Source organism: Dechloromonas denitrificans, assembly GCF_020510685.1.
Taxonomy (GTDB): domain Bacteria; phylum Pseudomonadota; class Gammaproteobacteria; order Burkholderiales; family Rhodocyclaceae; genus Azonexus; species Azonexus denitrificans_A.
Genome location: NZ_CP075185.1, coordinates 231,208 through 255,424, shown reverse-complemented (window position 1 = coordinate 255,424; position 24,217 = coordinate 231,208). Strand labels below are relative to the sequence as shown.

The window sequence follows — 24,217 nt, the reverse complement described above, 5'->3', positions numbered from 1 at the left end:
TATCCGCTTCACTTCTTCGCTCCTTGTGCTGGCTTCTTCTGTTTGGCGATCTCTTCTTCATCCAGATAGCGGAAGGTCTTGGTCGTAGCATCCAAGGATAAAACGCCCCCCTCCTTGACCGGTGTGATTGAAATATTATTCAGGGTCACGATCCGAGGCAATTTTGCGATATCAGCAGCGAACGCACCAAAATCGTGATAACTGCCATTAATTTTTACAGCAATCGGTAATTCGGCGTAGAAATCCTTGATCTGCTCCTGACCAGGCCGGAACAGCTCAAATTGCAGGCCGCGCCCCAAGCCAGCCTGGTTCACCTCGATAAGTAAGGCTTCAATTTCCGACTTATTAGGTAACTGCTTGAGCAAAGCACCAAACGAACGGTCGATTTCCGCTAGCTGTTGCGTATAAAGGTCGAGATTGACGGCCTGACGCTTTTTGTCGAGATACTGTTGCCTCAGAGTCTCCTCTTCACGCCGCTTGCTTTCAAGCTCTGTCAGCTGATCGCTCCAGACAAACCACCATCCGGCCACCAAGATCGCCACAAACAAGCCGAGCAACACTGCAATCTTTGGAATTAATGGCCAAGCACCTGGGTCATTCGGATTCAAGTATTTAAAATCATCCAGAATGTCTTGGAGATTAATTTTGGGCAACGAAATGGATTTTGCACTCATTTCTTCCCCTTTGCATCTTCAGGCTTGACTCGAGTCAGAACAAAAGTCATGCCGAACTCGTTGATCCGTCGCCCCCCCAGCACACCAGCCTTAGTCTCGATCAAGCGAGGATTTTCGAGCCACGGAGAAGCTTCCAGATTGCGCATCAATGCCGAAACCCGCGCATTGGATTGGGCAAAGCCGGATATATTCACATTCAAGCCATCCTGCTTGAGGGTTTTCAAATAAATCCCCTCGGGAACCTGCTTGACAAGCTCACTCAGCAAATAAACGGTTTCACCGCGATCGCGCTGCAAATTTTCAATGACCTGCTTACGAGACAGCAAGGCTTGGGTCTGCTCCTTAAGCCTCTTGATTTGATCAAGCTGCTTGTCAAGAACGGCAATTTCCTTCTTAAGAAAATTATTGTTGCTAATCTGGTTTCCGATGGAGTTATCGATCAGCGTGTAGACGGCAAAAACAATCAGTGCCGAAAGTACCGCAACAAGGCCACCCAACACAAAAAATTGTTCACGCCGAGCCTTTTTCGCCTCTTCGCGATGAGGAAGGAGGTTGATACGAATCATGAGGGATCAAACCTCCGCAGAGCTAGGCCACAAGCCACCATCAGTGATGACGAATCTGCCAACAGATTCTTAGCCCGAACACGGTCGGAAAGAACCATGTTGGCAAACGGGTTGGCAACCAGTGTATTAACCTGCGTTCGCGTCGCAACAACCTCATCGATACCGGGAATCACAGCACACCCACCCGCCAATACGATGTGATCGACTTGATTGTATTGCGTCGAGGTGAAGAAGAACTGCAGCGCCCGCGATACTTCGAGTGCCAGATTTTCCATAAACGGATTAAGCAACTCGGCCTCGTAGCCTTCAGGCAGATTTCCGGCTCGCTTTGCCGCCTCGGCATCCTCGTAACTCATCCCATAGTGCCGGGAAATGTCTTGCGTCAGTTGACCACCGCCAAATGCTTGCTCGCGTGAATAAACCTGCTGCCCATTGCGTAAAACTGTCAGGTTCATGACATTGGCACCGGCATCGATCAGCGCTACCACCTGATTTTTCCCGGATTCGGGCAGTTGCCGCTCGACCAGCTCAAAAGCAGACAATGACGCCAGTGACTCGACATCGATGACGACAGCCTTGAGGCCAGCCGCATCCGCCACCGCCACACGATCTTCAACCCGCTCCTTCTTTGAAGCGGCGATCAGAACCTCCAACTCGTCGGGCACAGAAGGCGCCGGACCAATTACCTGGAAATCCAGATTCACTTCATCGATGGAAAAAGGAATGTACTGATTGGCCTCCGACTCGACCTGAGCTTCGAGCTCATCGTCGCGCAGACCTGCCGGCACAATAATTTTCTTGGTAATCACTGCCGACCCAGGCAAAGCCATGGCGACGTGACGAGTCGAGGTGCCGAGACGTTTCCAGGCACGCCGGACACAGTCAACGACCCCTTCCAAATTGGCAATATTGCCGTCGGATACCGCATCTTTAGGCAACACCTCTATGGTGTAGCGTTCGACGCGGTAGCCATCTTTTCCGTTGGCGGTCAATTCGACCATCTTGACTGCGGAGGAACTAATGTCCAAACCGAGCAAGGAACGCGCCTTGGGATTTAATAACGCGGAGATATCGAAGCCCACCAGACCCCCAAAAAGTCCTTACGGAATACGAAGTTAGCAAAACAACCAATAATTCACTTCAGATGCTAGCAACAACCTATAGGCATGTAAAGCACTTTCACGGCCAAGAATTGACGCAGCGTATAATCCGCGCAATTCCAATTTGCACCCTTGACCACCTTGCCCACCCTTCCTTTGGCACTCCGTATCGTTCTGTACCCGCTGATTGTTCTGCTGGGTACCGCTTCCATCATCGTGGCAATCATTCTGATTGTCCTGGTCCTGACCTACCCCAATCTTCCCTCTCTCGAGGTGCTGACCGATTACCGGCCGAAGATACCTTTACGTGTCTATACCGCCGACGGCTACCTGATCGGTGAATTTGGCGAAGAACGACGCGCCGTGGTGACGATCCAGGAGGTTCCTGAAATCATGAAACAAGCCATCCTGGCGGCAGAGGACGACCGTTTCTATCAGCACGGCGGCATTGATTACGTCGGCATACTGCGCGCCGCCGGCGCCAATGTACTCGGTGGCGGCAAAAGGCAGGGGGCATCAACGATTACCCAACAGGTTGCCCGTAATTTCTTTCTGACCGGCGAGAAGACCTACACCCGAAAGCTCTACGAGGCGCTTCTTTCCTTCAAGATTGAAAGCAATCTATCCAAGGACCAAATCTTCGAGCTGTACATCAACCAGATTTTCCTCGGCCAGCGAGCTTACGGCTTTGCCGCTGCCTCCCAGATCTATTTCGGCAAGCCGCTCAAGGATATTTCCATCGCCGAAGCTGCAATGCTGGCCGGTTTGCCCAAGGCACCATCGGCTTACAATCCAATCGTCAATCCCAAACGGGCAAGGCTCCGCCAGCAATACGTGCTGCGCCGGATGCACGAACTGGGAAAAATTACCGAAACCCAGCACGAAGCGGCGCTCAAGGAGCCCCTCGTGGTCAAGCGCGAACTCGCCGAATATTCCGTCCATGCAGAATTCGCCGCTGAAATGGCGCGCCAGATCACCGCTGAACGCTTTCCAGACGACGTTTACTCGCGCGGCATGAAGGTCTACACAACACTGATCAAGTCCGAGCAGGAAGCCGCCTATAACAGCTTGCGCCGAGGGGTGATGGATTACGACCGGCGCCATGGCTATCGCGGTGCCGAGTCCTATCTCGACATGAAGGATTTCAAATCCGATCAGGACGAGGCGATTGACGAAGCACTGCAGGAGATTGCCGAAGCTGGCGACCTGATCCCTGCCTTGGTTCTGGCGGCCGATGCCAAGCAGATCCGCGCCTATCGCAAGGGCGGCGAACTTGTCCAGCTCAATGGCGAGGCGATGAAATTCGCCGTCAAGATGCTCGACGACAAGGCCCCGCAGAACAAACGCCTGCGGCGGGGCGCAATCATCCGCCTGCAGAAGAACGAGAAGGGTGACTGGCAGATCAGCCAGCTACCGGAGGTTGAATCGGCCTTCGTCGCAGTTACGCCGAAGGATGGGGCGATTCGCGCGCTGATCGGCGGTTTCGATTTCAATCGCAACAAATTCAACCACGTCACGCAAGCCTGGCGACAGCCCGGATCAAGCTTCAAGCCTTTCATTTACTCGGCCTCGCTGGAAAAAGGCTACAGCCCGAACAGCGTGATCGCCGACGAGCCGATTGTCATTCCGGCCAGCCAGACGGGCGCCCAAGCCTGGCAGCCGCACAATTACGACGGCAAGTATGAAGGCCCGATGAAAATGCGGACCGCGCTGGCCAAATCCAAGAACATGGTGTCGATCCGCATTCTGCAATCGATCGGCACGCAATACGCACAGGATTACGCCAGCCGCTTCGGTTTCGATGCCGACAAGCACCCACCCTACCTGACGATGGCGCTTGGGGCGGGTTCAGTCACTCCGTGGCAGATGGTGACGGCCTATTCGGTATTCGCCAATGGCGGTTTCAAGATCAATCCTTACATCGTGCGCGAGATCCGTGACGAACGGAACCAGGTCCTGGCTCATTCGGCCGGCGTCGAAGCAGGAGAGGAATCGATCCGCGCCATCGACCCGCGCAATGCTTTCATGATGGATGCCATGCTGCGCGATGTCGCCATCTATGGCACTGCGGCAAAAGCCTCGGCAACCCTGAAACGCCAGGATCTGGCAGGCAAGACCGGGACGACCAACGAGTATGTCGATGCCTGGTTCTGCGGTTATCAAATGACTGTCGCTGGCTGCGCCTGGCTAGGCTTCGACCAGCCCAAAAAACTGGGTGACCGGGAAACCGGCGGCGCGGCGGCATTGCCGATCTGGATCGGTTATATGAGCCGCGCTCTCAAGGACGTGCCAATTCAGCTCCCGGAAATGCCGGATGGCCTGATCACCTCGGGAGAAGGCCGGGATCGCAGCTATATTTATGCCGAGAATGCCAGCAAGGGGCATCCGCCAGAAGACGCAGCAACCGCCCCGGAGCCGGTTCCCGACTTGAGCGCGCCACCGAGCGACTGATCAGCTCAGCGTAATGTTCTCGCCGGCTTGCTGGCTGGCGAGGGCTGACAGCTTGCCCATCAACTCGGCGCCATCCCGGGTATCAATCCAGGCACTACCATCCCAGCGAAAATGGAAGCCGCCGGCCCGTGCGGCAACCCATATTTCACGCGCCACGCCGTGTCGATTGACGATGATCTTGCCGCCATCCTCGAACTCGATTTCCAGCACGCCGCCGGCGGCCAATTCGAAATCAATATCGGCCCCACTGGCCTCCAGTGCAGACTCGATCCGGGCCAATACTGCATCGGCCAAACCGTTGAATTCCTTGTCATCCATCGTGTGCTACCATCCCGCTCTTTGCTGACAACCCATCGCCAATGTCCAGAATTGCAGCCGTTTTACTGACTTTCAGCCTCGCCGCCTGTGGCATGAAAGGCCCTCTCGAATTGCCGCCCGGCCCGGCGCCGGAACCGCTGCTTGGCACACCGAAACCGGCCAAGCCGGCCACTAAGGCAAGCCCGGCCGATGTTAGCACGACCACCAAAACAAACACCCAATGAGCCCATTTACCCTGAAAGACGGCGTGCTGCATGCCGAATCCGTTGCCCTGCCGGCCATTGCCGACCAGTTCGGCACCCCCGCCTATGTCTATTCACGTGCCGCCCTGGAATCTGCACTCGGTGAATTCCACGATGTCCTCGCCAGCCACCCGGCCGGCCTGGGCGCACTCGTCTGCTATGCGGTCAAGGCCAACTCGAACCTCGCCATTCTGAATATCTTCGCCCGCCTCGGCGCCGGCTTCGACATCGTCTCGGGCGGCGAACTGCAGCGCGTCCTGGCAGCCGGGGCCGATCCGCAAAAGATCGTGTTTTCCGGGGTCGGCAAGACCGCTGACGAAATGAAACAGGCGCTTGAGGCGGGCATCTTCTGCTTCAACGTCGAATCAGCGCCCGAACTGGAGCGCCTCAACGAAGCCGCCGGCCAGCTTGGCAAGAAGGCGCCAGTCAGCTTGCGCGTCAATCCGAATGTCGACCCGAAGACGCACCCCTATATTTCCACCGGACTCAAGGAAGCGAAATTCGGCGTCGCCTATGACGACGCGCTGCCCCTCTATCGCCGTGCCGCTGCCTTGCCGAATATCGAGGTGGCCGGCATCGACTGCCATATCGGCTCCCAGTTGCTCGACCCGTCACCCTTCAGCGAAGCGCTTGAGCGGATTTTGGCGCTGATCGATCAGCTGACCGCAGCCGGCATCCATATCCACCACCTCGACCTCGGTGGCGGCCTCGGCATCAAGTACAAGGACGACCAGGTGCACCCGACCGTTGCCGCCTATCTGACGCCCTTGCTCGACAAGCTGGCTGGTCGCGGCCTGAAGGTCGTGCTCGAACCCGGCCGTCGGCTGGTCGGCAATGCCGGCCTGTTGCTGACCCGTGTCGAGTATCTGAAACCGGGTGAAGGCAAGAGTTTCGCCATCATCGATGCAGCCATGAACGACCTGATGCGCCCGGCGCTCTATGAAGCCTGGCATGACATTCTGCCCGTCGTGCCACATGGCGGCGAAAGCCGGGTTTATGACGTCGTCGGCCCGGTTTGCGAAACCGGCGATTTTCTCGGCCAGGCACGGCCGCTGGACATCGCAGCTGGTGACCTGCTCGCCGTGATGTCGGCTGGCGCCTACGGCATGGCGATGAGTTCCAATTACAACACCCGGCCGCGGGCGGTCGAAATCATGGTCGATGGCGACCGGACCTTCATCATCCGCCAGCGTGAAACAGTCGCCCAGCTATACGCCGGCGAAACCTTGTTGCCGCAATAAGCGACGTCGTGCGCCTCGACAAATGGCTGTGGGCTGCGCGTTTTTTCAAGACGCGCACGCTGGCCAGTGATGCGGTCAGTGGCGGCAAGGTCCAGCTTAACGGGACGCGCATCAAGCCATCCCGCGAAGTCAAAATCGGCGACCGCCTGGATGTCGCCAATAGCGAAACGCATTGGGAGCTTACGGTCCGGGCGCTTTCCGACAAACGCGGCCCGGCTCCCGAAGCACGGCTGCTCTATGAAGAAAGCCAGGCGAGTATCGCCAGCCGCGAAGCACAGCGCGAAACCCGCCAGCTGGTCGTCGATCCGGCAGCCGATTTGCACGGCCGTCCAACCAAGCGCGACCGCCGTCAGATCAACCGATTCGGCGGCTCATAACACCATCGCCAGCGCCAGCGGCAGGAACAACAGCGCCGCCAGATTGCCGATCAGCACAATCGACGCGACGCGCTCCGGTTCCTGCTTGTAACGTTCGGCAAAGAGGAAGTTGAGCACGGCCGGCGGCAAGGCACCGAAGACCAGCAGCATCGCGGCTTCCCGACCATGCAGGCCGAGCAGCTGGATGACCCCGGCAGAGATCAGCATGCCGGCAAGCGGCCGCAGCACAGCACTGCCGGTTGCCACCTTCCACTCGCGGAAGGAGACATCGGTCATCCGCACGCCGAGCGAGAACAGCAGCAACGGCACCGAAACGTCGCCGAGCATCTTGATGGCAATGACCAGCGGCTGCCAGATGGGAATCTTGAGCATGGCGACGGCCAACCCGGCGATTGCGGCAAAGACCACCGGCACCCGCCACAAGGTCAGCAGGCGGGCATGCGGATCGAGCAGCCGGGCGCCGAACGAAAAATGCAGGGTGTTCTCGACCATGAACAGGATGACCGCCGCCGGCAGCGCATCTTCGCCCCAGGCCAGCACGGCGAGCGGCAGGCCGATGTTGCCAGAGTTGTTGAAGATCATCGGCGGCACCAGCGTCTTTGGCTGCACACCGATCAACTTGGCGACCGGCCAGGCCAACAGGCCGCAGGTCGCCAGCACGATGAAGCCGCCCAGCGCCAGCGGCCCGAAAGCCACCAGATCGAAGGACTTGCCGGCCATCGCGGCGAAAACCAGGGCCGGGACGAAGACATCCATGTTCAGCCGGTTGGCCACGGCCATTTCCGGCTTGTGCTGGCGGGCGTAGAAATAGCCCGCGGCGATAATCCCGAAAATCGGGAAGAGAATGGCCAGCAGCCGGAAGGCCAGGCTATCCGGCGTCACAGAACGTAACGCGACAGGTCTTCGTCGGCGGCCAGCTCCCCGAGACGTTGATTGACGCTGGCTGCGTCGATGACGATCTTTTCCTGACCGGCCTTGCCGGCATCGAAGGAAATTTCCTCGAGCAGCTTTTCCATCACCGTATGCAGGCGACGGGCGCCAATGTTTTCAGTCTTCTCGTTTACCTGAAAAGCGATTTCCGCCAGCCGGCGGATACCGTCGGCGGCGAATTCGAGATGGACGCCTTCGGTTTCCAGCAATGCCTGGTATTGCCGCGTCAGGCAGGCGTCGGTCTGGGTCAGGATGCATTCGAAATCGGCTACTGACAGCGAATCGAGTTCGACGCGGATCGGGAAGCGCCCCTGCAGCTCGGGAATCAGGTCGGATGGTTTCGACAGATGGAAGGCCCCCGAGGCAATGAACAGGATGTGGTCGGTCTTGATCATCCCGTACTTGGTCGACACCGTGGTCCCTTCGACCAGCGGCAACAGGTCGCGCTGGACGCCCTGACGGGAGACATCGGCCCCCTGCATTTCGGAACGGCTGGCGATCTTGTCCAGCTCGTCGAGAAAGACGATGCCATTCTGTTCCACTGCGGTAACCGCCTGCTGTTTCACTTCCTCGTCATTGACCAGTTTGCCGGCCTCTTCCTCGGTCAGCAGCTTGAGCGCTTCCTTGATCTTCAGCTTGCGCGATTTCTTCTTGCCGCCGCCGATGTTCTGGAACATTCCCTGAATCTGCTGGGTCAATTCCTCCATGCCGGGCGGGGCGAAGATCTCGGCCTGCATGCCCGGCGCGGCGACTTCGATATCGATGTCCTTGTCGTCCAGCTCGCCCTCGCGCAGCTTCTTGCGAAATTTCTGGCGGGTCGCATTGTCTTCGGCCGGGCCGCTGTTCTCGGCATAAAACCCGGGGCTGCGGGCCGGCGGCAGCAGCACGTCGAGGATGCGATCCTCGGCTGCATCCTCGGCGCGCGAGCGCATCTGCTTGATGGCCCGCTCGCGATGGCTCTTGATGGCGATTTCCACCAGGTCGCGGATGATCGTTTCGACATCGCGCCCGACGTAACCGACTTCGGTGAACTTGGTCGCTTCGATCTTGATGAAGGGCGCGTTGGCGATCCGCGCCAGTCGCCGGGCGATTTCGGTTTTGCCGACGCCGGTCGGGCCGATCATCAGGATGTTCTTCGGGGTGATTTCCTGGCGCAGGGGTTCCGCCACCTGGGCTCGCCGCCAGCGGTTGCGCAGCGCAATGGCCACCGATTTCTTGGCATTGGTCTGGCCAACGATATGTTTGTCCAGCTCGGAAACGATTTCCTGCGGCGTCATCGATTCTCCAGCGCTCATTCCAGCACCTCGATGGTGAAATTGCGATTGGTGTAGATGCAGATATCGCCGGCAATCTCCAGCGACTTGGTAACGATGTCGCGCGGACTCAGTTCGGTATTTTCCAGCAAGGCACGGGCCGCGCTCTGGGCGTAGGAGCCACCCGAGCCGATGGCGACGATGCCTTGTTCCGGCTCGAGCACATCGCCATTGCCGGTGATGATCAGCGAGACGTCCTGGTCGGCCACCGAGAGCATCGCCTCCAGCCGGCGCAGCGCGCGGTCGGAACGCCAGTCCTTGGCCAGTTCGACCGCCGAACGCGTCAGGTTGCCCTGATGCTTTTCCAGCTTGGCTTCGAAACGCTCGAACAGCGTGAAGGCGTCGGCCGTACCGCCAGCGAAGCCGGCCAGAATGCGGCCCTGATACAGTCGCCTGACCTTTTTCGCAGTCGCCTTGATGACGATGTTGCCCAGCGTCACCTGACCGTCACCACCCATGGCGACCGAATTGCCCCGCCGCACCGACAGGATGGTCGTGCCGTGATATTGCTCCATGCTTTTTCCTGACTCTTAAAACTTGGGAACGATGATCCGGGCCTGCTTGTTCAGCCCGACCACGGCCATCAGCTCGGCGACCAGATGATTCGGGCTGCGGATCACGATGTCGCAACCCTTTGCCTTGAACGGCGCGATGCGATTGACCAGTTGCCCGGCCGAAAAGAAATCCATCCGGCGCACGGCGGAGAAATCGAGAATCGTTAGCTCCCCTGCTTCGAACACGGCGACCAGTTCATCGAAACGACAATTTTTGAGTTCGCCGGACAGGTAGTACGCCTCATCGCGCGGCCGCTCGCTGGCCTTTGGCACCACGGAGTGTTTGGCCGGCAAGGTTTCCCAGGACGGTGGCGACAATTCGAAAGTCACCGCGTAATCGACCGCCCGCTCCTCGAAGGTGTCCTGGGTACCGTGCCGTTGCAGCAACTCAAGCAGCAACAGCCAGGCCGTGGCGCGGGTTGCCTCACCCGCCACCAGACGCTCATTCAGTCGATCGATGAAACCCTCGACATGCTCCAGATCCACCGCGACACCGGTACGCCGTGCTTTTCTCAGCAGCGCGGCCAATTCGCCGGCGACATCGTCGTCGCAACCGACCAGCTTGCCGCAGTCGACGCGAACATCAATTTTCTGATCGACCAGTTTGGCCAACTCGGCGACCGGCTGCGCGCCATCGCCGGTCAACACCCCCTGCAGCACGAAAACCCGGGGGCCGGCAACGGCGGTCGGCGGCGCCGGGTGCTCCTGCCGCCAGGTTGGCGGCGAGGTTTCACAGGCCTCGGCAAACTCGAACCCGAGTTTTTCAAACGCCGCCCGGTCGCCCGTTGCCTGCAGCAAATCGAACAGCAAGCGCCAGAAGCGCATGCCTTCTTCGCGCGAATAGCTGCGAATCAGCATCTCGAGCAGGGCGCGGGCCGGGGCATCCTGGCTGTTGGCGAACATCACCACGACTTGTTCGATATCGGCCTGGACGGGATCGCCGCCCTGCTCGACGTCGATGGCCATGACGCTTGATTCGGTGAAATCGCGATCGAAATCTTCGCCGGAGAAATCGAAATCATCAGTAACCGCCAGCGGCATCAGGGGCGCTGACGGCGCCGGATTGCTGTTGGTGAACTCGAGATCGGGCAACGGCTCGGCCAGCGGGGCCGCAGCCTCCGGCTCAGGCTGTTTCAGGACAACGGGCGGCTCAGCGGGGCGGGGGCGGGCAGCCGGGCGCTCCGGCATTTTCTGAGGTTGTTTTTTGAAGAAGGAAAAAACCATAAGCACTCCGCGTACAGAATGGATGTTTTAGCACGCCATCCGGCGTCATGCAATGACCAGCCCTATGCCAATCAGGAGAAGCGCCAGGACCGGCCCGAACGGTTGGTCCAGGCCGAGCGCCAGTAGAAAGCCGGCAATATAGGCGAGGACGCCGATGACTTGGGCAAGGAGCAGCCCGCGCCGCCAGTTGGGCGCCCGCCGGAAGGCCAGCCAGGGCGGAATGAAGACCAGGGCAAATGCCCCCATCACCCCGATGCTCATGGTCGCCAGGGCCAGCAGCAAGGCGGCGAGCACATCGAAGCCGCTCTGCGTTGGCCAGGCATGCAGACCGCGCAGACGGAAAAAATCGGGATAAACATGGGCCAGCAGCAGGTGTTTGGCTAGCGCCCGCAGAATGGCCAAGGCGATCAGGCTACCGCCGGCAACCAGCCAGAGCTGTTCGCTGCTCGAGAAATAGAGCTGACCATCGAACAGGGCATGGCCGAGGCGCTCGGCCAGCGGATGATTGGCCGCCAGCAAGACCGCCACCGCCCAGCCGCCGAGCAGCAGCAAGGCATAACTGGCGCCACCGGCCAGCTTGCTGGCAAAAAACCGTTTGCCGGCCCCGACCAGGCCGGCCGCCGCCATACCGCCGAGCACCGGCGGCATGGCGATGACCAGGGCGAGCAAGGCACCGGCAGCGGCAACATGCGAATAGGCCAGCGCCGCCAGCCATTCATCGCGCAACCGCAGGTAACAGCCGAGCAGGGGCAGCACGATGGCAAGACAAAGGCCGGTCAGGAACGGCACCAGGAAGAGGTCACTCCACATCGCCGGCTCCCAGTACGATGACGCGATCGCAGACGGCTTCTACAAAAGCGGCGTCGTGACTGACGACAATCACCCCCGCCCCGGCTTCGGCCCTCTCGCGCAGGTGAGCCGTCAGGTGGGCGACACCGGCGGCATCGAGATTGTTGGTGGGTTCGTCGAGCAGCACAAGGTCGGCCGGCGCCTGCACAATGGCCCACAGCACCAGGTAATGGCGCTGACCGCCGGACAGGCGGTCGAGGCGGCTATCGATGCGCTCGGCCAGCCAGGGTGGCAGGCCGGCGGGACTGGCGCCGGTCAGCGCCAGCAATTCCCGGCCGGCCAGCGGCAGGCCGTCGACCGGCGGGATATCCTGGGTCTGCAAGGCCAGGCGCAGCCCCGGTTGCCGTTCGAGACGACCGGAGAAGACGGTTGCCCGGCCGGCCAAGGCCGCCAGCAGCGTGCTCTTGCCAACGCCGTTGGGGCCGGTCAGGCCGACGATCTCACCGGCTGCCAGCGTCAGGTCGACGGGCTGGGTGGCCGGCCGTTGCCAGCCGGCCACCAAGTGCTCGATGCGCAGCAGGAAACTCAAGGTAGAGCTTTCAATAAACGTTGCAGCGTGTCGTCAAACAGGCCGAAGAGATCTTTCGCCTCGGCCGTCCCGCCCACCGTATAGGGCAGCAGCACCGCCGGAATGCCCGCCTTGCCGGCAATCCACTGACTCGGACCATCCTGGTTGTAGGCGGCGCGCAGCACCATTTTGGCGGGCGTCGCTTGCTGCTTGGCCAGCAACCCGGTCAGATGTCCGCTGCTCGGCTCGATGCCGGGCTTTGGTTCAAGCGCCCCGACCTCCTTCATCGCCAACCAGTTGGTCAGGTAAACGAAGGAAGAATGATGGACCAGCACCGGCACGCCGCGCAGCGGGGCGGCCGCCTTCTCCCAGCGGGCCATCGCCGTCTGCCACTTGCCGGCAAATGCCTTGAAGCCGGCCTGATAGGCCGGACCATTGGCGGCATCGAGTTCCGCCATGCGGGTAGCCAGAGCCGCACCGACCAGCATCACGTTATGCGGATTGAGGTGGGTATGCGGATTGCCCGCCGCATGCACATCGCCATGGGCACGATCAAGCACGGCCGGGACATCCAGACGATTGACGTAGTTGGCGGCTTCGAAATAACCCGGGCTACCGGGCTGTATCGTCGAATTGCCCGAATCGCGGACGACCAGCGGCAGCCAGCCGATCTCCAGATCGGCGCCGGCGGCGACGACCAGCTGAGCCCGCCGCGCCTGGGCGAGCAATGACGGTTTGGCCTCGATCCGGTGCGGATCCTGAAAGGCGGTGGTGGCGCTATAGACGGTGACCTTGTCGCCGCCGATCTCCTTGGCCAGCGCCGCCCATTCCGGCACGGTGGCAAAGACATTGAGATTGGCCCAGGCCGGCAAGGCGGCCAGCGTCAGTAACAAAAGGGATAGTTGTTTGCGCATCGTCCGCTCCTAGAACTTGTGCGCACCATGGGCACCCAGGCTCATGATGTACTGCATGGTGAGTTGATTGTCGGTAATGCCCTGCATCGATTTGTCCTGGGCAAACTGCAGGCGAACGCGCGAGAACTCGCTCCAGCTGTAATCGATCATCGCCGTGGCTTTCTTCGGCTTGTAGGCGTCGACTGCCAGATTCGCCGCATTGAGACCGAAATCGCGTGTGCCGCTGTCGAGTTGCTCGTAACGCAGACCGGCCCGCCATTCGGGTGTGAATTGGTAGACGCCTTGCGCATACCAGCCGGACTGGCGCGTCCGGTAACTGCTGTCGACGGCGACATTGCACAGGCTGGCCGCGTCATCCGAACGGCAGCTCAGGGCCCCCTTCTCCTCCCGCGAGAAGTACTCGCTCTGGAACTTGAAGTTCTGGTATTTCGGATTGCCGTTCGGCGCCCATTTCCAGACGAAATCGGCCAACCAGGTTGTCGAGTCGCCGCTGAAGGCACCCTGCGCCGTCACCCCGGCCAGATCGGTGAAATCGGCACTACGCTCGCCCGCCTTGGTCTTCAGCCAGGACATGCCGACCCGCCAGCTATTCGAAATCCCAAGGTCGTCGCCGACATGGACATAGAGCGCCGACCCGTTAGCGCCATTGCGATTGCGCTCGGTGCCCGGGAAATTGGCGCCGCGGCCGACCTCCGCACCCAACTCGACAAACAGCGGCGTCGGTGCCAGCCATTTGAGCTGCACGCCATCCTGGGCGTAGCTGTCGCCGAACATCGCCTGGTACATCAGCGGCGCATCGGCGAAATCGCGCGCATGCGGGTGCTGCTCGTTGATATAGCCGATACCGGAGCGGAAGCGCCCGGCCTTCAGGCCGACGCCATGGCCGATAGCCAGTGACTGGAACCAGGCCTCCTCGACTTCGGCCTGGCCATCGGCCATGGCAATAATTGCTTGGCCGCGCCAGTAAGGATCGATGTTGGCGGCCAGCACGAGCTCCGTTTCATCGGCCGAGAAGCCGCGCTTGTTGGCGCCTTCGATACCGGCCGGAAAAAATCCGGTGATACCGCGGTTCGGAATATCCTTCATCTGGCGAAACTTGCCTTGGAGGATCAGCGACACTTCTGGATTGAAAGCGCTGGCCGAGGCTTGCGCCTGCGGGGCGGCGGCAACCACTGGGGCCTGGGCCGGCTGAGCCGTCTTGCTCTCGGCTTCGGCCAGTTTGTTTTCGAGCGCGGCGATGCGCTGCTCGTAGCTTTGCTTCATTTCGGCGATCTGGGCGCGAATGGCGGCCAGATCGGCATCACTGCCAGCCGCCTGGGCCGCGCACGACGCAGCAAGCAAGGCAGCCATGGCAAAAGACTTCTGCATGGGATTCTCCTGAAAAATGCACGGGTTCGGCCGCCAACGGCGCGTCTCGGTAAAGACAAGCCGTGTCAGGCGGGCGACGCTTTAGAAAAGGCAGTTTTCAGGCAGAAGGAGGATCGCGTTGGCGCGCCAGCGGCGGCGGGAAGGCTGTGCGCGCATGCGTTTGCAGCGTTTCCGGCCGCACATAGGCAGTGACGACCGGCGGCAACACCGCCAGCGATGGCAGGGCCGAACCGAGGTCGTGCGCCGCCAGACAGAGTTCGCAGACGTGCGTCGGCGGCGCCCCCTCGTTGTCCACCGCATGCCCGACGGCATGCGCCCCCGCCGCCAGTTGGGCGAAGAGGAGAACGGCAACGAGAAGAAGATGGCGCAGCGAATTCACGATGAGAGTTTAATCGACCTGGACGAGCAAGCCTTTGAGATATTCACCTTCCGGAAAGTTCAGTGCCACCGGATGGTCGGCCGCCCCGGCCAGACGCCGGACAATGCGCGCCTCGCGCCCGGCGTCGTGGGCCGCGCCGGCGACGATCTTCTGGAACAGCTCAAGGCCGATGCCGCCGGAACAGGAATAGGTCATCAGCAGACCGCCCGGCCTCAACAGTTTGAAGCCGAAGACATTGATGTCCTTGTAAGCCTTGGCGGCCCGCTCCGCATGGGCGGCCGAGGGGGCGAACTTGGGCGGATCGAGGACGATCAGGTCGAACAACCGCCCTTCCTTGCGAAAATCGCGCAGCGCCTGGAAGACGTCAGCCTCGCGCCACTCGGCCCGTTCGGCCGGCAGTTGCGGATTCAGCGCCAGATTGGCCTTGGCCTGCTCGAGCGCCGGGCCGGAGGAATCGATCGAAAGGACGCTCGCCGCGCCGCCAGCCAGAGCCTGCAGCGAAAAGCCGCCGGTGTAGCAGAAGCAGTTCAGGACATCCTTGCCGGCCGACAACTGGCCGAGCAAGGCGCGGTTGTCGCGCTGGTCGAGATAGAAGCCGGTCTTGTGGCCGCCGACGATATCGACCGCCAACTTGACACCGTTTTCGGCGATGGCCAGCGGGGTCGTCGGCGCTTCGCCGTACAACCAGCCGGTGGTCGGCTCCAGGCCTTCGAGGCCGCGCACGTCGGAATCCGAACGTTCGTAGATGCGGGCGCAGCCGGTCGCCTTGACCAGCCCGGCAACAATCGCGTGGCGCCACTTGTCGGCCCCGGCCGAAGTCAGCTGCAGCACCACGGTATCGCCGTACTGGTCGGCAATCACCCCGGGCAGCCCGTCCGACTCGGCATGGATCAGCCGCAAGCCGGCCTGGCCAAGCAACTCGGGCAGGGCCTGCCGCCGTTCGACGGCCGCCGCAACGCGGCGCTTGAAGAAGGCATCATCCACCGATTCTTCCGGATCGAAAGTCCAGAAACGCCCACGGATCTGCGATTTCGGACTGTACGCCGCACGGCCCAGCGGGCGCAGATTGTCGGCCAGCACCTCGACCGTATCACCCGGTCGGGCCCTGCCTTCGAGACGCCCGACCGAACCGGCAAACAACCACGGATGATGCTGCTTGAACGCGGAGCGTTCCTTACCCGGCATGAGAATCAGCTGAGCCATGTTTTTCTCGACCTCAAATGCAAGAGGCCCCGGTTACCGCAAGGTAACCGGGGCCCAACAAACCTGAATTGGCTTAAGCGCCCAGTGCCTTGCGATTGCGTGCGTGGCATTCGGCAGCGTAGATGACCTTGAACATGGTCTTGCCGGTGCCCTTGAACAGGCGCTTGGTGGACTTGGAAACGCTGCGGCGTTCCAGCGACGAACGGCGGGTACGATTGATAGCCATGACTAACTCCTTGATTCCGGCGAAATTTTGAACTCCCAATAATAGAGGCTGGCGAAGAAAAGGTCAATTGAAGCGTATTTTTTGTCGATTTTCCCCGGCCGCCGAAGCCAACCGCTAGCGCTTGGCGCGCGGATGCGCCGAGTCATAGACCTTGGCCAGATGCTGAAAATCGAGATGGGTATAGACCTGCGTCGAAGCGATGCTGGCGTGGCCGAGCATTTCCTGTACCGCGCGCAAATCGCCGGACGACTGCAGCACGTGTGAAGCAAAGGAGTGGCGCAACATGTGCGGATGGACGTGTTGCGGCAGGCCGAGTTGCACGGCACGGCGGGCCAGGCGCAACTGGATCATGCGATGGCTGATGCGCGTGCCGCGCCGGCTGACAAAAAGGGCAGCCTCGTTGACCGCCGCCAAGGTATCGCGCAGCGCAGCCCAGGCGGCGAGCGCCTCGCGGGCCTTGCTGCCGACCGGGACAATGCGCGCCTTGCTGCGCTTGCCGAGGACGCGAATTTCACCTTCATCGAGCGCCGATTCAAGGGCTGCGAAATCGAGCGCCGCGAGTTCGGCCAGGCGCAGGCCTGATGAATAGAACAACTCGAACATCGCCGCATCGCGTGCCGCCAGTACCGGATCGGCCTCGTCATCGGGTTCGAGCAGATGCGCCGCCTCATCGACCGACAGGGCATTCGGCAGATGCTTCGGGGATTTCGGGGCGCGAATGCCGTCGCAGGGGTTGGCGCGCACCACGTCGCCTCGCCCCAACCACTTGAAAAAGCCGCGCCAGGCCGACAACAGCCGCGCCAGCGAACGGCCGGAAAGGCCCTGGCCATGCATTTGCGCGACAAAACGGCGAACGTGATGGACCTGCAGTTCGGCCAGCGGCGTTTCGCCAGCCAGCGTCACCAAACGGACGAGATCGCGCCGGTAATTGCTGACGGTATGGGGCGACTGCCGCCGTTGCTCGGCCAGCTCGGCCAGATACGCAGCGACGGCAGCAGTGGAGCTCACAGTACGCTCTTGGTCACCCGGGCGAGCGCGGCGGAAACCATCTCGCCGAGACGTTCGAGGTAAAGCGTGCCCATGTCGGCGTAGAAACGCTGCGTCTCTTCGCTGCCCAAGGCGATCATGCCGATCGTGCCACCGCCGTTGCGCAGCGCGATCAGCGCTTGCGAGCGAACGTGATTGGCATGCTCGCCGAACCACGAAGCGGTACCGAAGCCGGCGGTCGAACCGCAATACGGACGGCTGAGCGTTTCGGCGAAAACCTGCAACTCTTCGCTGACGGCGGCGAATTCCGGCAGGTCATCGATGTCGGCCGGCGTGTTCCACAAGCGTAGCGCGACATGCGGCACGGTAAAGTCGTCGCGCAAATGGAAGTTCAACAGATGAATGACCGCCTGGAAGGTTTCAGCGGCAACCAGCGCCACGGCCAGGCGATGCACCTTCTCGCTGATGGCATCGTTTTCCTCGCCAAAGGCAGTCAATTCGGCCAGCTTGCTTTCCGTTTGCCGGTTCTTCTCGCGCAAGGTCAGCATCTGGCGCTCGGCCAGCGAAATGGCGCGGCCGCCATGCGGATGCGGCAGGAAAATCTGCGCGATCAGGTCGGCGTACTGCTCGAAAAATCCAGGGTTGTTCTTCAGGTAATCGGCAACATCTTCGGGGAACAGCGCACTCATAATTCAATTTCTCCAGTGAAGACCGTCATTGCCGGTCCGGTCATCAGCACGGGCCGCTCGGCGCCGCCCCAGACGATGCTCAAATCACCGCCACGCGTGCTGACCCGCACCGGCGAATCGAGCAGGCCGCGGCGAATGCCAGCGACCACCGCGGCGCAAGCACCGGTGCCACAGGCCAGCGTTTCGCCCGACCCGCGTTCATAGACGCGCAATTTGATGGCATGCCGGTCGATCACCTGCATGAAGCCGGCGTTGACCCGCTGCGGAAAGCGTTCGTGGTTTTCGATCAGCGGACCGTGCTCGCCAACCGGCGCCAGATCGACGCTATCGACAACCTGGACGGCATGCGGATTGCCCATCGAGACGACGCTGATGTCGAGTGTTTCGTCTGCCACGTCGAGCGAGTAGATGATCACATCGTCGTCGTGCAGGAAGGGAATCTGGTTTGGCGAGAAGCGCGGAATGCCCATGTCCACGGTGACGCTGCCGTCCGCTTCGAGACGCGGCGCGATGATGCCGCTTTTCGTCTCAACGCGAATTTCGCGCTTGTCGGTCAGCCCTGCTTCATGCACGAAACGGACGAAGCAGCGTGCGCCATTGCCGCACTGCTCGACCTCGCTGCCATCGGCATTGAAGATGCGATACCGAAAATCGATCTCCGGCTGACTGGGCTTTTCGACCAGCAAAATCTGGTCGCAGCCGACGCCGAAATGGCGATCGGCCAGGTAGCGCAGCTGTTCCGGGGTCAGGGAAATCTGCTGACGAATGCCGTCGAGGACAACGAAGTCGTTGCCCAGCCCGTGCATTTTCGAGAATTTGAGTTTCACATGCCGCTCCGCTGAGTAATTAAAAAAGAATAGCAGAGACAGCAACTTGTCTCAAATTCTTAAAGTTTTTTCTCCATCACGAAATCGTCCATCACGAAACCGTGACCGATGTCGTCAACAATCGCCTCGCGCACGGCAAAACCGTATTTCTTGTACGAACCGATGGCCTTGTCGTTGCGTTTGTTCACCGCCAGGATCACGCACGGATAACCCAGCTTCTTGGCCCGCGCCGCGACATGCGCGATCAGTTGGCCGCCGACGCCCTTGCGCTGAACATCCGGATGAATATAAAGCTTGTCGAGCTTGAACTCACCCTTGTATATCTCGCTGAAGGCGAAGCCGACGCGACGTCCTTCATGGAAGGCCTGATCCAGCCACTTGTCGGCATCCTCGATATCGTCATAGAGCCGTTCGTGGCCGTAACGCTGTTCGAGCATGAAGTCGATCTGTTCCTGGGTGATGATGCCCGGGTAGGTGGCCTGCCAGATTTCGCGGGCCAGTGTCGAGATGGCCGGCACGTCGGGCGGCGTGACGGGACGAATTTCGATGTTCAGGCTGCTCATTTGTAAAACCTCTGTTCTCCGGGTGGCCGGGTCTTGAACCGCTTGTGCAACCAGAAGTACTGTTCCGGCATGCGCAGTACCTGGCTTTCGATAAACCGATTAACATACTCCGTATCCGCCTCGACGCTTGCCCCGGGGAAGTCTTGCCAGGGCGGCATCACCTCGACTTCGTAGCCATCCGCCACCTGACGGGTGATGCAGGCAACCACCCTGGCCCCGGTCAGGCGGACCAGCCGGGCAACACCCGGGATAGTCGCGGCCTGCACGCCGAAGAACGGCACGAAAATCGATTCCTTCGGACCAAAGTCCATATCCGGCAGATAGTAGAACTGATGCCCCGCCTTCATTGCCTTGATGATGCCGCGCATCCCCTCCTGACGGGAAAAGAGCACGGTCGGGTTAAATCGCTTGCGGCCATCATAAAGCAACTTGTTGAAAACCGGATTCTTCTGGTTTGAATAGACGCTGCAACCGGTGACGTACATCGAAATTCGCGTCGCCCCGGCATCGAGACCGACAAAATGCGGCGACAGCAGGATGATCGGTTTGCCTTCCGGATCGTTCAAATGTTCGGCACCGTGGATCCGGATGATGCGCTCCAGTCGCTCCTTCGATGCCCACCAGCCGAGCGTCCGGTCGAGCACGGCGCGACTGAAGGCAATGAAATGGCGGCGCGCCAGATCCTCGCGTTCGGCTTCCGTTTTTTCCGGAAAACACAGGCGCAGATTGGTCAACGCCACCTTGCGCCGCTCGCGACCAACCGCGTACAGCAGGGCACCCAGCGCACCGCCGATAGCCCGCAGGACAGGCAAGGGCAGCCAGTGCAAAAGCCAGAGAAAACCAACCAGAAGATAAGTAAACAATAGTTTCAAGACAAATTACTCCACCGGCGGCGCATCGGCGCCGCCCGGCTGTTTGTAGCGGTTGTAACCCCACAGGTACTGCGTCGGACATTCGCGGACCAGCGCCTCGATCTCATGATTGATCTGCTGGGCGCGCTCCACGGTAGCTCCGCTCAGCGGCTGGCGCGGCGGGTGAAAATGCAGGCGGTAGCCACGTCCGGCCGGCAACCGCTCGCCCCAGGCCATCAATGTCGTCGCCCCGGTTTCGGTCAGGCGTGCCGCCAGGGTCATCGTATAGGCCGGTTTGCCGAAGAACTTGAGCCAGACGCCTTCGCCAACTTTCGGCGCCTGATCCGGCAACATGCCGATCGCTTCACCTTTTTTCAGCGCCTTGATCAGCGCCCGCACCCCCGACAAATCGGCCGGCGCCAGATGCAGACGCTCGCGCTTGCGGCCATCGAGAATCATTTTTTGGATTGAGGCCTGACGCGGCGGCCGGTAAAGCACGGTCACATCGCCGAAGGCCGAATAATACTGGGCGGTAATCTCGAAACAACCGAGATGCGGCGTCATGAAAACAATGCCCTTGCCGGCCTGCTGTGCTGCCTCGACATGCTCCCAACCGCATACCTCGACGACCTGGGCGTTGGTCTCCGCCAGCGTCCGCAACCAAATGCGGGCCAGTTCGACCATTTGCTTGCCCGCCTCGGCCACCGCCGCGCCGCGTAGCGCTGAATCGATACCGGCTTGCGCCATGTTCTCCTGCACATGGCGACGATAGGTTGGCGACAGCAGATAGGTCAGCCAGCCAAGCCAGCCACCCAGGCGGTGCACCAGCGACAAAGGTAGCCGGGAAAGAATCCTGAAAAGAAAAACCATGCGACTCCGGGGGTTGATACCCGCCGTGAAAAGTTTAATATTATGGGATCGCCGAGTTAAACAGACAACTTGCGGGGCGATTTACAAATTCTGCTAAAGCGTCACCCGCTCATGGTCCGAGGCTGGTAACGCCAGATCAAAGGACCATTGGAGCATCGCATGAGCGAGTACTTCTTCACTTCGGAATCGGTTTCCGAAGGCCATCCCGACAAAGTCGCCGACCAGATTTCCGATGCCATCCTCGATGCCATCCTGGCCCAGGACAAGCATTCCCGCGTCGCCGCCGAAACGCTGTGCAACACCGGTCTGGTCGTACTGGCCGGTGAAATCACCACCAACGCCAACGTCGATTACATCCAGGTGGCGCGCGACACCATCAAGCGCATCGGCTACGACAACACCGACTACGGCATCGATTACCGCGGCTGTGCCGTGCTGGTCGCCTACGATAAGCAAAGTCCGGACATCGCCCAGGGCGTCAACAAGGCCTACGACGACGGCCTCGACCAAGGTGCCGGCGACCAGGGCCTGATGTTCGGCTACGCCTGCGACGAAACGCCATCGCTGATGCCGCTGCCGATCTACCTGTCGCACCGCCTGGTCGAACGCCAGGCCATGCTGCGCAAGGACGGTCGCCTGCCGTGGGCGCGCCCGGACGCCAAGTCGCAGGTCACCATCCGTTACGTCGACGGCAAGCCGCACTCGATCGACACCGTCGTGCTGTCCACCCAGCACTCGCCGGACATCAGCCTGGAAGACCTGCGCGAAGCGACCATTGAAGAAATCATCAAGCCGGTGCTGCCGAAGGAACTGATCAAGGGCGACATCAAGTACCTGGTCAATCCGACCGGTCGCTTCGTCGTCGGTGGCCCGCAGGGTGACTGTGGCCTGACCGGCCGTAAGATCATCGTCGACACCTACGGCGGTGCCGCACCGCACGGCGGTGGCGCCTTCTCCGGCAAGGATCCGTCGAAAGTGGACCGATCCGCCGCCTATGCCGGTCGTTACGTCGCCAAGAACATCGTTGCCGCCGGTCTCGCCTCGCGCTGCCTGGTGCAGATTTCCTACGCCATCGGCGTTGCCCATCCGACGTCGATCATGGTCGACACCTTCGGCACCGGCAAGGTCAGCAACGAAACCCTGACCGCCCTGATCGCAAAACACTTCGATCTGCGGCCGAAGGGCATCGTCAACATGCTCGACCTGCTCCGCCCGATCTACCAGAAGACCGCCGCCTACGGCCACTTTGGTCGCGACGAGCCGGAATTCACCTGGGAAAGTACCGATCGCGCCGCCCTGCTCAAGGGCGACGCCGGGCTGTAACACCACGACGCACCAACAAAGGGGAGCCATCACGGCTCCCCTTTTTCGTCAGGACAATTTGAACCGCTAGCGGGCCGACGACAAAATCCAAAACCGGTTTATAATCCTCGGCCTACCGAGGGGCGCTGCAGGAGATCACTCCCAGGCTCGGTTTAAAACGGCGCTCACTGATCAACCCTGCCGGGCGCAGGGGGCCGCCGGTGAGTATCCAAGCCGTCTTTCCCCTCCCCGTCACAGTTATTTAGGAGCTTACTGTGGCTGAATTCAAAGATTACGTTATTGCCGATCTGAACCTTGCCGACTGGGGTCGCAAGGAAATCCGCATTGCCGAAACCGAAATGCCGGGCCTGATGGCCATTCGCGAAGAATTTGCGAAGACCCAGCCGTTGAAGGGCGCGCGCATCACCGGTTCGCTGCACATGACCATCCAGACCGCCGTCCTGATCGAGACGCTGACCGCGCTTGGCGCCGAAGTCCGCTGGGCTTCCTGCAACATCTTCTCGACCCAGGATCACGCCGCTGCCGCCATTGCCGCCGACGGCATCCCGGTCTTCGCGGTCAAGGGCGAAACCCTGGTCGATTACTGGGATTACACCCACCGCATCTTCGAATGGACCGACGGCGGCTATTCGAACATGATTTTGGATGACGGCGGCGATGCCACCCTGCTGCTGCACCTCGGTGCCCGTGCCGAAAAGGACATCTCGCTGCTCGCCAAGCCGGGCTCGGAAGAAGAAACCATCCTGTTCGCCGCGATCAAGGCCAAGCTGGCCGTCGATCCGACCTGGTACTCCGTGCGCCTGGCCCAGATCAAGGGCGTCACCGAAGAAACCACCACCGGCGTCCATCGCCTGTATCAGATGCATCAGCGCGGCGAACTGAAGTTCCCGGGCATCAACGTCAATGACTCGGTCACCAAGTCCAAGTTCGACAATCTCTACGGCTGTCGCGAATCGCTGGTCGATGGCATCAAGCGTGCCACCGACGTGATGATCGCCGGCAAGGTCGCCGTCATCATCGGCTACGGCGACGTCGGCAAGGGCTGCGCCCAGGCCATGCGCGCCCTGTCGGCCCAGGTCTGGGTCACCGAAATCGACCCGATCTGCGCCCTGCAGGCGGCCATGGAAGGCTACCGCGTCGTCACCACCGAATTCGCCGCCGACAAGGCCGACATTTTCGTCACCACGACCGGCAACTTCCACGTCATCACGCATGACCACATGGTCGCGATGAAGAACAACGCCATCGTCTGCAACATCGGTCACTTCGACAACGAAATCGACGTCGCTTCGATCGAAAAGTACCAGTGGGAAGAAATCAAGCCGCAGGTCGATCACGTCATCTTCCCGGACGGCAAGCGCATCATCCTGTTGGCCAAGGGCCGCCTGGTGAACCTCGGCTGCGGCACGGGCCATCCGTCCTACGTGATGAGTTCCAGCTTCGCGAACCAGACGATCGCCCAGATCGAACTGTGGACGGAAGCGGTCAAGGGCTCGAACAAGTACCCGATTGGCGTGTACACGCTGCCCAAGCACCTCGACGAGAAGGTCGCCCGTCTGCAGCTGAAGACGCTGAACGCCCAATTGTCCGAGCTGACCGACGAACAGGCCGCCTACATCAGCGTCCCCAAGGAAGGCCCGTACAAGGCCGACCACTACCGCTACTAAGCC

At 60.6% G+C, this 24,217-nt stretch carries 27 protein-coding genes and 1 riboswitch; of the genes, 6 read left to right on the top strand and 21 right to left on the bottom strand.

The genetic code is table 11. The annotated features are described in order from the left end of the window. Nucleotides 1-8 precede the first annotated feature (8 nt). From KI611_RS01300 to KI611_RS01290, 3 genes are read right to left on the bottom strand one after another with little or no spacing between them, the layout of a single operon-like run. Entirely contained in the window at nucleotides 9-674 is a 666-nt protein-coding gene (locus KI611_RS01300) for a type 4a pilus biogenesis protein PilO (RefSeq protein WP_226418040.1), read from the bottom strand. Beyond that, nucleotides 671-1,240, bottom strand: coding sequence for a PilN domain-containing protein (locus KI611_RS01295; protein ID WP_226418039.1), 570 nt, complete (start codon nucleotides 1,238-1,240; stop codon nucleotides 671-673). The genes KI611_RS01300 and KI611_RS01295 overlap by 4 nt, the downstream gene beginning before the upstream one ends. Continuing rightward, nucleotides 1,237-2,322, bottom strand: coding sequence for a pilus assembly protein PilM (locus KI611_RS01290; protein ID WP_226418038.1), 1,086 nt, complete (start codon nucleotides 2,320-2,322; stop codon nucleotides 1,237-1,239). Before KI611_RS01290 ends, KI611_RS01295 begins: the two co-directional genes overlap by 4 nt. Nucleotides 2,323-2,472: 150 nt before the next feature. On the opposite strand from KI611_RS01290, the gene KI611_RS01285 reads away from it, so the two are divergent. Next, nucleotides 2,473-4,791 carry a penicillin-binding protein 1A gene (locus KI611_RS01285; RefSeq protein WP_226418037.1) on the top strand — a complete coding sequence of 773 codons (2,319 nt, stop codon included), beginning with the start codon at nucleotides 2,473-2,475 and terminating at the stop codon, nucleotides 4,789-4,791. Here KI611_RS01285 and cyaY read toward each other — a convergent pair whose 3' ends face one another. Continuing rightward, on the bottom strand, nucleotides 4,792-5,109 hold the full coding sequence (cyaY, locus tag KI611_RS01280) for an iron donor protein CyaY (RefSeq protein WP_226418036.1): 318 nt from the start codon (nucleotides 5,107-5,109) through the stop codon (nucleotides 4,792-4,794). Nucleotides 5,110-5,150: 41 nt separating this feature from the next. On the opposite strand from cyaY, the gene lptM reads away from it, so the two are divergent. The 3 genes from lptM to KI611_RS01265 are packed head-to-tail and all read left to right on the top strand — an operon-like array spanning nucleotide 5,151 to nucleotide 6,969. After that, nucleotides 5,151-5,333, top strand: coding sequence for an LPS translocon maturation chaperone LptM (gene lptM / locus KI611_RS22160; RefSeq protein WP_226418035.1), 183 nt, complete (start codon nucleotides 5,151-5,153; stop codon nucleotides 5,331-5,333). Further along, nucleotides 5,330-6,592 carry a diaminopimelate decarboxylase gene (gene lysA, locus KI611_RS01270; RefSeq protein ID WP_226418034.1) on the top strand — a complete coding sequence of 421 codons (1,263 nt, stop codon included), beginning with the start codon at nucleotides 5,330-5,332 and terminating at the stop codon, nucleotides 6,590-6,592. Before lptM ends, lysA begins: the two co-directional genes overlap by 4 nt. An 8-nt stretch (nucleotides 6,593-6,600) precedes the next feature. Further along, the gene (locus KI611_RS01265; RefSeq protein ID WP_226418033.1) at nucleotides 6,601-6,969 is read left to right on the top strand and encodes an RNA-binding S4 domain-containing protein; all 369 of its coding nucleotides are present in this window, start codon (nucleotides 6,601-6,603) and stop codon (nucleotides 6,967-6,969) included. Here the strand turns inward: KI611_RS01265 and KI611_RS01260 are convergent. The 17 genes from KI611_RS01260 to KI611_RS01180 all read right to left on the bottom strand — a co-directional run bounded on the left by KI611_RS01260 (nucleotide 6,964) and on the right by KI611_RS01180 (nucleotide 21,224). Beyond that, nucleotides 6,964-7,836, bottom strand: a complete 873-nt coding sequence (locus tag KI611_RS01260) for an AEC family transporter (RefSeq protein ID WP_413463942.1) — start codon at nucleotides 7,834-7,836, stop codon at nucleotides 6,964-6,966. The genes KI611_RS01265 and KI611_RS01260 overlap by 6 nt on opposite strands. Before the next feature lie 11 nt (nucleotides 7,837-7,847). After that, nucleotides 7,848-9,176 carry an ATP-dependent protease ATPase subunit HslU gene (gene hslU / locus KI611_RS01255; RefSeq protein WP_226419859.1) on the bottom strand — a complete coding sequence of 443 codons (1,329 nt, stop codon included), beginning with the start codon at nucleotides 9,174-9,176 and terminating at the stop codon, nucleotides 7,848-7,850. Between the two features lie 14 nt (nucleotides 9,177-9,190). Further along, a complete protein-coding gene (gene hslV / locus KI611_RS01250; protein WP_226418031.1) occupies nucleotides 9,191-9,727 on the bottom strand; it encodes an ATP-dependent protease subunit HslV in 537 nt (178 codons plus the stop codon). 15 nt (nucleotides 9,728-9,742) lie between these two features. Beyond that, nucleotides 9,743-10,954: an STAS domain-containing protein gene (locus tag KI611_RS01245; RefSeq protein WP_226418030.1), complete on the bottom strand. Its 1,212-nt coding sequence runs from the start codon at nucleotides 10,952-10,954 to the stop codon at nucleotides 9,743-9,745. A gap of 81 nt (nucleotides 10,955-11,035) precedes the next feature. After that, the gene (locus KI611_RS01240) at nucleotides 11,036-11,800 is read right to left on the bottom strand and encodes a metal ABC transporter permease (RefSeq protein ID WP_226418029.1); all 765 of its coding nucleotides are present in this window, start codon (nucleotides 11,798-11,800) and stop codon (nucleotides 11,036-11,038) included. Continuing rightward, nucleotides 11,790-12,368 (bottom strand): ATP-binding cassette domain-containing protein, encoded by a 579-nt coding sequence (locus KI611_RS01235; protein WP_226418028.1) that lies wholly within the window; start codon nucleotides 12,366-12,368, stop codon nucleotides 11,790-11,792. The genes KI611_RS01240 and KI611_RS01235 overlap by 11 nt, the downstream gene beginning before the upstream one ends. Then, complete coding sequence (locus tag KI611_RS01230) at nucleotides 12,365-13,261, bottom strand: metal ABC transporter substrate-binding protein (protein WP_226418027.1); 897 nt, start codon at nucleotides 13,259-13,261, stop codon at nucleotides 12,365-12,367. Before KI611_RS01230 ends, KI611_RS01235 begins: the two co-directional genes overlap by 4 nt. Before the next feature lie 9 nt (nucleotides 13,262-13,270). Beyond that, nucleotides 13,271-14,629, bottom strand: a complete 1,359-nt coding sequence (locus KI611_RS01225) for a TonB-dependent receptor (RefSeq protein ID WP_226418026.1) — start codon at nucleotides 14,627-14,629, stop codon at nucleotides 13,271-13,273. A gap of 97 nt (nucleotides 14,630-14,726) precedes the next feature. Then, the gene (locus KI611_RS01220; RefSeq protein ID WP_226418025.1) at nucleotides 14,727-15,008 is read right to left on the bottom strand and encodes a hypothetical protein; all 282 of its coding nucleotides are present in this window, start codon (nucleotides 15,006-15,008) and stop codon (nucleotides 14,727-14,729) included. 9 nt (nucleotides 15,009-15,017) lie between these two features. Continuing rightward, nucleotides 15,018-16,211, bottom strand: coding sequence for a class I SAM-dependent rRNA methyltransferase (locus tag KI611_RS01215; protein ID WP_226418024.1), 1,194 nt, complete (start codon nucleotides 16,209-16,211; stop codon nucleotides 15,018-15,020). 73 nt (nucleotides 16,212-16,284) lie between these two features. After that, nucleotides 16,285-16,437 (bottom strand): hypothetical protein, encoded by a 153-nt coding sequence (locus tag KI611_RS01210; RefSeq protein ID WP_226418023.1) that lies wholly within the window; start codon nucleotides 16,435-16,437, stop codon nucleotides 16,285-16,287. Nucleotides 16,438-16,551: 114 nt separating this feature from the next. Then, nucleotides 16,552-17,445 (bottom strand): tyrosine recombinase XerC, encoded by an 894-nt coding sequence (gene xerC / locus KI611_RS01205; RefSeq protein WP_226418022.1) that lies wholly within the window; start codon nucleotides 17,443-17,445, stop codon nucleotides 16,552-16,554. Continuing rightward, the gene (locus KI611_RS01200; RefSeq protein WP_226418021.1) at nucleotides 17,442-18,113 is read right to left on the bottom strand and encodes a DUF484 family protein; all 672 of its coding nucleotides are present in this window, start codon (nucleotides 18,111-18,113) and stop codon (nucleotides 17,442-17,444) included. Before KI611_RS01200 ends, xerC begins: the two co-directional genes overlap by 4 nt. Next, a complete protein-coding gene (gene dapF / locus KI611_RS01195; protein WP_226418020.1) occupies nucleotides 18,110-18,940 on the bottom strand; it encodes a diaminopimelate epimerase in 831 nt (276 codons plus the stop codon). The genes KI611_RS01200 and dapF overlap by 4 nt, the downstream gene beginning before the upstream one ends. Before the next feature lie 59 nt (nucleotides 18,941-18,999). After that, nucleotides 19,000-19,503, bottom strand: a complete 504-nt coding sequence (locus tag KI611_RS01190) for a GNAT family N-acetyltransferase (RefSeq protein WP_226418019.1) — start codon at nucleotides 19,501-19,503, stop codon at nucleotides 19,000-19,002. After that, nucleotides 19,500-20,375, bottom strand: coding sequence for a lysophospholipid acyltransferase family protein (locus KI611_RS01185; RefSeq protein ID WP_226418018.1), 876 nt, complete (start codon nucleotides 20,373-20,375; stop codon nucleotides 19,500-19,502). Before KI611_RS01185 ends, KI611_RS01190 begins: the two co-directional genes overlap by 4 nt. 6 nt (nucleotides 20,376-20,381) lie before the next feature. Then, on the bottom strand, nucleotides 20,382-21,224 hold the full coding sequence (locus KI611_RS01180) for a lysophospholipid acyltransferase family protein (RefSeq protein ID WP_226418017.1): 843 nt from the start codon (nucleotides 21,222-21,224) through the stop codon (nucleotides 20,382-20,384). A gap of 159 nt (nucleotides 21,225-21,383) precedes the next feature. On the opposite strand from KI611_RS01180, the gene metK reads away from it, so the two are divergent. Together metK and ahcY are read left to right on the top strand one after the other, a co-directional pair. Continuing rightward, the gene (gene metK, locus KI611_RS01175; RefSeq protein WP_226418016.1) at nucleotides 21,384-22,547 is read left to right on the top strand and encodes a methionine adenosyltransferase; all 1,164 of its coding nucleotides are present in this window, start codon (nucleotides 21,384-21,386) and stop codon (nucleotides 22,545-22,547) included. A gap of 111 nt (nucleotides 22,548-22,658) precedes the next feature. Further along, a riboswitch (S-adenosyl-L-homocysteine riboswitch) is annotated at nucleotides 22,659-22,720 on the top strand. Nucleotides 22,721-22,801: 81 nt separating this feature from the next. Further along, nucleotides 22,802-24,214, top strand: a complete 1,413-nt coding sequence (ahcY, locus tag KI611_RS01170; RefSeq protein ID WP_226418015.1) for an adenosylhomocysteinase — start codon at nucleotides 22,802-22,804, stop codon at nucleotides 24,212-24,214. Nucleotides 24,215-24,217 lie beyond the last annotated feature (3 nt).

Coding starts and splice junctions, on each gene's coding strand:
- KI611_RS01215 (WP_226418024.1), bottom strand. CDS start 16,211: ATGGCTCAGCTGATTCTCATGCCGGGTAAGGAACGCTCCGCGTTCAAG.
- lptM (WP_226418035.1), top strand. CDS start 5,151: ATGTCCAGAATTGCAGCCGTTTTACTGACTTTCAGCCTCGCCGCCTGT.
- KI611_RS01300 (WP_226418040.1), bottom strand. CDS start 674: ATGAGTGCAAAATCCATTTCGTTGCCCAAAATTAATCTCCAAGACATT.
- KI611_RS01180 (WP_226418017.1), bottom strand. CDS start 21,224: ATGGTTTTTCTTTTCAGGATTCTTTCCCGGCTACCTTTGTCGCTGGTG.
- cyaY (WP_226418036.1), bottom strand. CDS start 5,109: ATGGATGACAAGGAATTCAACGGTTTGGCCGATGCAGTATTGGCCCGG.
- lysA (WP_226418034.1), top strand. CDS start 5,330: ATGAGCCCATTTACCCTGAAAGACGGCGTGCTGCATGCCGAATCCGTT.
- KI611_RS01200 (WP_226418021.1), bottom strand. CDS start 18,113: ATGAGTGCGCTGTTCCCCGAAGATGTTGCCGATTACCTGAAGAACAAC.
- KI611_RS01245 (WP_226418030.1), bottom strand. CDS start 10,954: ATGCCGGAGCGCCCGGCTGCCCGCCCCCGCCCCGCTGAGCCGCCCGTT.
- hslU (WP_226419859.1), bottom strand. CDS start 9,176: ATGACGCCGCAGGAAATCGTTTCCGAGCTGGACAAACATATCGTTGGC.
- KI611_RS01210 (WP_226418023.1), bottom strand. CDS start 16,437: ATGGCTATCAATCGTACCCGCCGTTCGTCGCTGGAACGCCGCAGCGTT.
- KI611_RS01295 (WP_226418039.1), bottom strand. CDS start 1,240: ATGATTCGTATCAACCTCCTTCCTCATCGCGAAGAGGCGAAAAAGGCT.
- KI611_RS01190 (WP_226418019.1), bottom strand. CDS start 19,503: ATGAGCAGCCTGAACATCGAAATTCGTCCCGTCACGCCGCCCGACGTG.
- hslV (WP_226418031.1), bottom strand. CDS start 9,727: ATGGAGCAATATCACGGCACGACCATCCTGTCGGTGCGGCGGGGCAAT.
- KI611_RS01230 (WP_226418027.1), bottom strand. CDS start 13,261: ATGCGCAAACAACTATCCCTTTTGTTACTGACGCTGGCCGCCTTGCCG.
- KI611_RS01240 (WP_226418029.1), bottom strand. CDS start 11,800: ATGTGGAGTGACCTCTTCCTGGTGCCGTTCCTGACCGGCCTTTGTCTT.
- metK (WP_226418016.1), top strand. CDS start 21,384: ATGAGCGAGTACTTCTTCACTTCGGAATCGGTTTCCGAAGGCCATCCC.
- KI611_RS01225 (WP_226418026.1), bottom strand. CDS start 14,629: ATGCAGAAGTCTTTTGCCATGGCTGCCTTGCTTGCTGCGTCGTGCGCG.